This window comes from Bradyrhizobium retamae (assembly GCF_001440415.1).
Classification (GTDB): domain Bacteria; phylum Pseudomonadota; class Alphaproteobacteria; order Rhizobiales; family Xanthobacteraceae; genus Bradyrhizobium; species Bradyrhizobium retamae.
Genome location: NZ_LLYA01000030.1, coordinates 1 through 5,740 on the forward strand (window position 1 = coordinate 1; position 5,740 = coordinate 5,740).

Genomic DNA, 5,740 nt, shown 5'->3' on the forward strand with positions numbered 1-5,740 from the left:
ACGACCGGCAGCTTGCGCGGTTCTCGCGCATAGGGAATGCGTTCCGGGATCAGCGCCTCGCCGAGAGTGACGCCGTAGAAAAACCGCAGCGCACAGACGATTTGGTTCAGCGCCGGCCATGATATGCAGACAGATGCACTTGAAAGGCGCGAACGTCTTCCAGTTCCAACCGATCCGGCGATTTGCCGAAATAACGGCTGAACTTCGAAACCGCGCTGATGTAGGATCGCTGCGTCGCCGGCGACAGATTGCGGACTGTCATGTCCTCGATCATGCGGCGGCGAAGAGGGCTCAAATCGGCCATCTCAATACTCCTGTCTGAGAGGGTGGGCTGCAACACCCACATCCTCTCAGGCAGGAGGCGCTCTACGCCACCTCGCCGTTCACGCCGCGGTAGCGGCTTCGTTCAATCCTTAGAGTCCACACCACCTAGTCCGGCATCCGCTCCACATTGTGAGCCACCATGATGCTCTGCGAGGCGCTGATTTCGCATTCTGGTCGGGTCGGCGAGAAGCCGCTCCAACCAGCTGGGCGCGCACGGTCAGTCGAAGCCGGCATCAGCCCCTCAGTCGGTTTTGCAGTGCCCGCCGATCGACGACGAGATTGTCAAGGTTCAGGTCTACCTGCCGTCTTACCGCCAATCGCCCAACCAGCGCCCGGGTGCCATCCACTACGAAGACGCCGCAATCATAACCGTTATTCTGCTGGCGCATGCTAGCGGCGTGCAGGTTGGCGCCCAGCCGTTCTGCGAGCCGTTGTGCAGGCCGATCATTGAATCCCCGGGCGGAGTCGTAGTGATAGGCAACCGGCCTCTCCCGATCGCGGCGATCGATCAGCAGCAGCGACCAATGGTCGCCGCGGCGAGCGCGGTCCGTAGGGCTGGCATCGCTAACTGGCAAGAACAGGAAATCGGCTATATCGTTACCATTCCGATCATCGACAAGGCGATGGAACGCGCGTAGCGCGTCGCTATCGGCGCCATGGCTCAGCTGAAAGGCGATCAGGGGATCCACGAACCGCGTCCGGGTGGCGAGATTCGGATCACTCCGCCCCAGCTCCTGCGCCAGGAGCTCGTAATCCCGCTGGATATGCTCGTCACCCAGCCATTGCTCGGCGTCGAGCACCCGTCCGCTGCGGTCGCGGGAAGAAGAGGCCCCCGTAGCCAACGCGCCGATCTGAGCATCCGGAGCCGAGGATGGACGAGGATGATGGATAAATTGAGAATCGAGGCGCCCTCGCGGTCCCAACATGATCGAGTAGGTCTCACCGTTGATAGAGACCGGCTGTGGAACGATGCGCAAATTCGGCAACAGCATTCTGTTGTCCAGCACATCAACCAGGAAATCCGGGACGGGCTGGGTACCATGCTGCCAATCCCTACCGACGAGATGTCCGATATCCTCTAGTTCCTGAGGTGCGCCTGATGGCCCGATGAAGAACGGCGATCTGACGCCGGAGCTAGGCGCCAGCGCAGACTGAGCATCGTCACGCATCTCCTGCGGCGTGGACGGCAGATCAACCAGGGAATCAAGACCGCGGTAGATCTCTGACGTCCGATTCTGCGGTGTGGACGGCAGATCAACCAGAGAATCAAGACCGCGGTAGATCTCTGACGACCGAGCTGGCGCGGCATCCGGAATTGGCCGGATGCTCGCCCCATAGTCGGACGGCAACGACAGCCACTCACTTGGACCAAAGTCAGGCGGCGTCGGCAAATCACCGAGGCTGAATTCGGACGGGGACAGCCCTCGCGGCGACCAAGCTGGCGCGAGCGGCAGCCACTCGCTCCGGTCGAAGTCGGACGGCACTCGCGGCCACGATAAGCTCGACCCCGCAAGCGGCGATTCCTGCCTCGGCCGCTCAGGGAAGGCCACTCCCAGCGCTCTGTTTGCTTCGACGAGCCGTAGGTACGGCCCAAGCTGGCTGAGTAGCCTGTTCAAACTCAGGCGGATGTTCCGTTTGGCTTGAGTGAATTCCCGGTAATCTACGTTCAACGACCGTTGCTGCTGATCATTGCCGTTGATTCGACTCACTATGCTCTCTTTACCCGTGGTTCGGAGCCAATCACTGAAGCTACGTTGCGCCGAAGCAGTATTCTGCACATATTTCTTTTTCGATTGGGAAGCCGGGTCGGATCCGAGCTTGCTTAGCTGTTCCTTGGCCAAGCCATCGATGATGCTGGCGTCGTCGGCATAAGGATGAAGCCCGCGAGGATGAAGCCCGTGCTGGAGCTCGCCGCGTAGGTACTCCCGAAGGTCGTTGATCCCCAAGCTGATTTTCGGATAGCCAATGTCTCGCTTGAACTCCGAGATATCTTTCTCCAATTGTTTCTCCTGCTCCTCACCGCCGTTGAGTCGACTCTCTATGCTCTCCCTGCCCTCTCTTTTCAGCCAGTCACTAAGCCTGCGCTGACTGCTGGCGACGTTGAGGATAGTCGCCCTCTCTTTGGCAGTCGATTCAGGTCCAAGCCTGCCCAAGGCTACGTCAGTGGCGCCGTCGATGATGCCGGCGTCGCTCTCATAAGCACTCAAAATACGGCGCCCCATGACGCGTGGCCCCGGTCCGAGTGTTTCGAACCCTCCCCCGTCAGGCTGAAGCCTTCGGAGATGATTCAGGGCAACGAAGAGGCGGCCCTTGTGATCATTCTCCTCGCCGTAGGCCATGATGTCCTCGGCTAATTCGTCAGTTCGAAACCGAGAAGTCAGGGATGGCTTCTGTTTGGCTGTGAGCCACTCAGCAAAGTGCGTAAGAACATCCGTATGCCTTCCGAAGGTTCTGTCGGGAACATTATGTGCCCGGGCTGCTGCCGCGTACTGGCGAATGAGTAGCGCGTCTCCGGTAAGGGGCGGCGGAGAAGGAGGAGAACCGCCGGCGCGGGACTTCCGAAGCGCTTCCAATGCGGCATGCACTCGCTTTATGCCCCCCGCATTCACAAATTCATTCGCATGGGCCTTCAACTGAATAGGGTTTTCAAGCAGGCTAGCCAGTGTCAAGTTGTTGGACTTTAAAAACTCGCAGAACCGGCCCAGATGTTGCACCATCTTCTGAATGCTACTGGGAGCATAACTGCCTGCAGCCCGTCGCGCGAACTCGGAAATGAGGGACGCGTCCTCTTCGGATGCGCGGCTGCGCTTGTAGCAATCGATACGAAGCTCTGAATAGACCACATCCGACGCCGGGCCGCCGAACGACTTTTCACCGCGACTTCCTCCGAAGACTTTGCCGAGCCCTGATTTAACCCGAGAAAACAGTCCTCCGCTCTTATCCCTTGTCCGCGCGACGGGCTCCGGTTCCGATGGTGCTGTATAGGGCGCGCTGCTGAATAGCCTGTCACGCACGTCAGACTGCGATGTGCCAGCAGCTGAGCCACCAAGGTGAGCGCGAGGCATATCTACGCTGTAGCGCGTGTTGTTGAACGAGTTACCCCGAAGGTTGGACTGCGGCGGCACCCGCATCGAACCGCTAACGTCAGTGCGCTGGATACTGTCATGCGCCTTTGCGGGTCGGGTGTCGGGCGAACTCAGCTCAGCTGAGCTCTCATCAGGGGAGCCGAGTTGCAGCTCGCCCAACTGCTGCTCAAAGCCAGCTTGGCCCGAAGGCTCATTATCCGGCTCTTGCCGCGCACGCTGCAGCTCCTGCTGGTCAGCGTACCAATGCGTCCAATAGTTCGGATCGTTATAGCTCGGTTCCATACTACTCTCCCTAGATGAGATGACTCTTCATAGCTGCCCCAGAGCCAAACTCGGGTGCACTGACCACAAAGACTCCAGCTTCAGAAAGCCGATTGCCGAGACCGGCAACCAGAACAACAAGAGGACTGTCGTCGCGCGCCGCTCCGAGTTCGCGCATTACTCACACCAGCGCCAGCCTTAGCTGCCGCAGACGAACCCGCTGGCCTCCTCGGCAGCAGATGGCCGCGCGCGCCAACGACGATCCCTTCATAAAAAGGCCTGGATTCACGTCGCGGCTTGCACTCAGCCTCAACTGATATTGGTTGCACTCAGAGGCTGGCCAGTACAGCCGCCAAGAATGCGCTAAGCCCTGCGCTCCATATCGCCCGAAAGTTGATTATCCCTCCCCGCCTCCTGTCAACAGCGACAGAGGCTGGTGAGTAGGCTGCTAAAGCTCCCGAAAAGCGGTCGTATCCGCGCCAGCAGCGCCGGCCAGCGCATCGCGCTGCTGGGCCAGACTCTGCTCGTCGGAGGGAACGTGGTTATAACTGATTCTCATGGTAACAGGTTTTTATTCGGACAACCTTTCGAAAACCTGACGGGACCGACGGGTGTTTCCGGAGCGCCCAGGGCGTCATGCGACGTCCGTCCCTTTGTCGAAGCAAACCAGTATTCAGCCTCTAAATGATTGCGGATGCCCTTACCGACAATCACCATCCGTTCGATCTGCTCTGGTAGTGCGGCAAGCACGTAAACACATTTGTGATCGTGTGGGGGTTACGATTTCACGAGCGCACCTGGCTGGACGCTTGGGTCTTCGTTCAGATAAAAGCGGCCTTCTGGTGCCTTAACCATTGCGGTCCCGATTTCACATTCGGCACCCGTGGTCGAGTTGGCGCGTCCAAGATCAATTCTCTAACGAGAACGAAACAAGGCGCCGCCGAAGCGGGCCTTAGGCTCGGGAGGAATTCAGCGCGCAAGTCATTTCATGCAGTGGCTCGCGATCTTGGACAGCAGTGCATCCTAGTTTGACGGCTTGCGCGATCTCGCGGATCATGATGGGAGAGCCACTTAGAGAAAGCACGCTGATGAAGACGAGCGCCAGCCGCCAGCGGTTGCGATGGAAACGCCTCAATGGTCTCGAATGCGAGCGTCCGCACTTGCGGAACTTCATGACATATTGTGATGACTGCGACTTCTGCAATATTTTATGAATTAGCGCGCGACCCACTCTGAATATATATGGCAGCGCTTTGTCGGGAAATGGCGCATCTCGCTTCGACATGATCGCAACATAAAAATAGACGAGAAGAATAGGGGCACTCGATAGGTGACCACGTCCTTGCGCTGCTGCAGAATGATCTGACACAAGGAGCCCTTCTCAGACCACCATTCGTGAACTCGATTTCGGAAACTCCAAGCGAACGATCTGGCCTCGTGGTCGACCTACAACAAGTGGAGCGGACCCGCGCTCGATTCAACGCCGAGCTGTTCCGAGTAGCACTTATCGAGAAGGCTCGATATTTCCTTCGATTAGCCAGAGCGGCCCGAATCTCGTTTTGAGCGCAAGTAGTCGTTCCTTGGTTCAGGCGAGCGTCGCATCTGCTGCGAACTAGTCTTACTGAGTGTGCGCCGGGAGGCCGGCAAGGAATAGATGGTGAGAGTCCATTACGATGAAGGAGTAGCGCCCCACATCGGCCCCGAGCCGTGCGGCAGCGTCCGTGAGGGCGTTGGCGAAGCGTCGGCAGGGGAGCATGCAGGCCAGCCATTGAGCCGCGAAAGAAGATTGTTCCGGGAGCCGACGCTGTACTCAGAGCGGAAGGCGACGCGGACGGGTGCGATAACGCGAGCACCTGGACGTCCCGGCGTGGTCGTAGACCCTGGCATGTATGGACGTTCCTTGCGCGGAAACCGGGAGATCTCGAGTCTGACCGGGGGACGGTTCGGCCGCCCCGGCCCGCACCGGGAAGGCGAGGAGCCGTAGCCGGTGATGCACGGACACGAGAAGTCAGAACTAGTGTTCTGTCACTGACATTTGAATCCCAACTTGTCGCGAATATGATTCACTC

General features: G+C 58.8%; 1 protein-coding gene and 1 pseudogene. Both read right to left on the reverse strand.

Translation table 11 applies throughout. The features are described 5' to 3' along the window. Window positions 1-304: pseudogene (locus CQ13_RS06160) on the reverse strand (site-specific integrase); the annotation flags it as partial. A gap of 253 nt (window positions 305-557) precedes the next feature. Then, window positions 558-3,692, reverse strand: a complete 3,135-nt coding sequence (locus CQ13_RS40580) for a Ulp1 family isopeptidase (protein ID WP_082637339.1) — start codon at window positions 3,690-3,692, stop codon at window positions 558-560. Window positions 3,693-5,740 lie beyond the last annotated feature (2,048 nt).